The organism is Rhodococcus sp. R1101, assembly GCF_000278445.1.
In the GTDB taxonomy this organism is placed as follows: Bacteria; Actinomycetota; Actinomycetes; order Mycobacteriales; family Mycobacteriaceae; genus Rhodococcus; species Rhodococcus gordoniae.
Genome location: NZ_AJVB01000504.1, coordinates 1 through 2,708, shown reverse-complemented (window position 1 = coordinate 2,708; position 2,708 = coordinate 1). Strand labels below are relative to the sequence as shown.

The following is a 2,708-nucleotide window of genomic DNA, read 5'->3' as shown; positions in this document are numbered from 1 at the left end:
GCCGAGCAGGATCGAGCAGATCGTGATGCCGAGCTGGGAGCCGGCGAGCATGAGCGAGAGGTGTTCGCCGGCGCGGATGACGGTGCGGGCGCGGGTCTTGCCCTGGGCGAGCAGCGTCTCGAGCCGGTCGCGGCGGACGGTGATGAGGGAGAACTCGGCGCCGACGAAGAAGGCGTTGCCGGCGAGCAGCAGCACGGCGAAGACGATCGCGAACCAGTCGTTCATCGCTGCGCACCGCCCTCGTCGGTGTCGGGGGCCGGGTCGTCCTCGGCGGGGTCGTCCTCGGGGGCCGCGCCGGGCACGAGCAGTACCCGGTCGATGCGGTGCCCGTCCATGTCGAGGATGCGCCCGTACCAGGTGAGGTCGCGTTCGCCGCGGCGCAGCGGCAGCTGGATCTCGTCGCCGACCTCGGGGATGCGGCCGAGTTCGGTGAGGATCAGCCCGGCGAGGGTTTCGTAGTCGCCGTCGGGGGCGTGGTAGCCGGTGAGCTGGGCCACCTCGTCGGTGCGCAGCAGCCCGGTGCACGACCAGCCGTCCCCGTCGCGGTGCGCGTCGAGTTCGGTTTCGTCGTGTTCGTCGCGGACGTCGCCGACGATCTCCTCGACGAGGTCCTCCATGGTGATCAGGCCGGCGGTGCCGCCGTATTCGTCGACGACGAGGGCGACCTGCATGCCGTCGGAGCGCACCCGTTCCATCACGGTGTCGCCGTCGAGGCTGGACGGCACGGTGGGCACGCGGCGGGCGAGGGCGCCGACGGCGGTGGTGCCGCGTGCCGGGCCGGGCACGGTGAAGGCGTGTTTGACGTGCACGACGCCGAGCGGGGCGTCGAGGTCGCCGTCGACGATCGGGAAGCGGGAGTAGCCGGTGCGGGCGGACAACTCGATGAGATCGAGCACCGTCGCGTTCCGGTCCAGGCTCTCGACGGTGCTGCGCGGGGTCATGAGGTCTTCGGCGGTGCGGTTCCCGAACTGCAGCGACCGGTAGACCAGGCGGGCGGTGTGCTCGTCGAGGGTGCCGCTGCGGGCCGAGGCGCGCACCAGGGAGCCGAGTTCCTGCGGGGAGCGCGCCGAGCGCAGTTCCTCGGCGGGTTCGATGCCGAGGCGTCGCACGATGTGGTTGGCGGCGCCGTTGAGACCGAGGATCGCCCAGCGGAACAGCAGCGAGAACGCCAGTTGGAGGCCGGCGGTGGCGCGGGCGGTGCCCATCGGGCGGGCGATGGCGATGTTCTTGGGGACGAGTTCGCCGAAGACCATGGAGAAGGACGTGGCGAGGAGCAGCGCGAGGATCAGGGAGACGGTCGCGGCGACGGAGGTGCTCAGGCCGAGCGCGTCGAACAGTGGGGTGAAGAACTGCGCGAGGATCGGTTCGGCGAGATAGCCGGTGATCAGGGTGGTGATGGTGATGCCGAGCTGGGCGCCGGACAGCTGGAAGGACAGGGTGCGGTGCGCGTGCTGGACCTGCCGGGCGCGGCGGTCGCCGTCGTGGGCGTGCGCGTCGACGGTGCTGCGTTCGAGGGCGGTCAGGGAGAACTCGGCGGCGACGAACAGGGCGGTGCCGGCGGTGAGCGCCACGAAGCCGAGGAGGGCGGCGATGTCGAGCAGGACGGACATCAGGGGCGGCCCTGCCGGGGGGAGTGGGGGCCGGGTCGGGGACCCGGCCCGGTAGAGGATCCCTCCGACCCGGAGTCGCACTCCGCGCCGGGGGAGGTGGTGTCGGGTGGTGGGGTGGCTGCGGGTGCCGCGGGCACCGGTGTCCTCTCGTCGGGTCCGGTCGCGGACGGTGTCCGCTTGCCGGAAGTGGTGTCGACGGGTCCTGATTCTACTGATGGCCGGTGCCGTGTGTCGCGGTGCCGACGACGGTGCGGCGCCTACGGTGAGGGTCGAGCAGGTGTTGTCGAGGGACGAAGGAGTGGGAATGAGCAGCGGCGAGGGTCCGGAACACGGCGGCGGCGCGGAGCGGGTGCCGAGCCTGTGGGAGGAGATGGTGGCGCAGAATCCGGCGCATTCGTCGTGGTATGTCGAGCGGTTCCGCACCATGGCCGCCCGGGGGCAGGACACCGTCGGGGAGGCCCGGTTGATCGATGCGATGGTGCCGCGCGGGGCACGGATCCTCGATGCCGGGTGCGGGCCGGGCCGGCTCGGTGGGTATCTGCACCGGGCCGGGCACACGGTGGTGGGGGTGGATGTGGATCCGGTGCTGATCGCGGCGGCGGAGGAGGATCATCCGGGGCCGCGGTGGCTGGTCGGGGATCTGGCCGAGCTGGATCTGCCGTCCCGCGGGGTCGCCGCCGAGTTCGATGTGATCGTGTGCGCGGGCAATGTGATGACCTTCGTGGCGCCGTCGACGCGGGTGGCGGTGCTGCGCAATTTCGCGGCGCATCTGGCGCCGCAGGGCCGGGTGGTGATCGGCTTCGGGGCGGGCCGCGACTATCCGTTCGAGGCGTTCTTCGCCGACGCGGCCGCGGCGGGGCTGGCGGCACAGCTGCGGTTGTCGACCTGGGATCTGCGGCCGTTCAGCGACGATGCGGAGTTTCTGGTGGCGGTGCTGGGACGGGCTTAGCCGCGGCGGGGCTGTCGGCGGCCTGGGCGCGGGAGAGCGCCACGGTGGTCACCAGCATCACGGCGACGGCGGCACCGACGAGGATCAGGGCGGGGCCGTCGGCGCGGAGGTGTTCGCCGAGCACGGTCGTGCCGAGCACGATCGCGGCG

3 protein-coding genes and 1 pseudogene are annotated in these 2,708 nt (G+C 72.1%); 1 reads left to right on the top strand and 3 read right to left on the bottom strand.

The window, feature by feature from the left end; translation table 11 throughout:
- Both R1101_RS27825 and R1101_RS0120615 read right to left on the bottom strand, forming a co-directional pair.
- Positions 1-225, bottom strand: a 225-nt coding sequence (locus R1101_RS27825; protein ID WP_037224346.1) for a CNNM domain-containing protein, incomplete at its 3' end; no start/stop codon positions are given.
- Positions 222-1,610, bottom strand: a complete 1,389-nt coding sequence (locus R1101_RS0120615; protein ID WP_016935180.1) for a hemolysin family protein — start codon at positions 1,608-1,610, stop codon at positions 222-224. The genes R1101_RS0120615 and R1101_RS27825, both read right to left, overlap by 4 nt.
- A gap of 304 nt (positions 1,611-1,914) precedes the next feature.
- Between R1101_RS0120615 and R1101_RS0120610 the strand changes: the two genes are divergently transcribed.
- On the top strand, positions 1,915-2,559 hold the full coding sequence (locus R1101_RS0120610; RefSeq protein WP_157179191.1) for a class I SAM-dependent methyltransferase: 645 nt from the start codon (positions 1,915-1,917) through the stop codon (positions 2,557-2,559).
- On the opposite strand, the pseudogene R1101_RS27820 reads toward R1101_RS0120610, so the two are convergent.
- Positions 2,513-2,708: pseudogene (locus R1101_RS27820) on the bottom strand (DMT family transporter); the annotation flags it as partial. The gene R1101_RS0120610 and the pseudogene R1101_RS27820 overlap by 47 nt on opposite strands.

Excerpts from the sequence above, each read along its gene's own strand:
- R1101_RS0120615 (WP_016935180.1), bottom strand. The coding sequence starts at position 1,610 with ATGTCCGTCCTGCTCGACATCGCCGCCCTCCTCGGCTTCGTGGCGCTC.
- R1101_RS0120610 (WP_157179191.1), top strand. The coding sequence starts at position 1,915 with ATGAGCAGCGGCGAGGGTCCGGAACACGGCGGCGGCGCGGAGCGGGTG.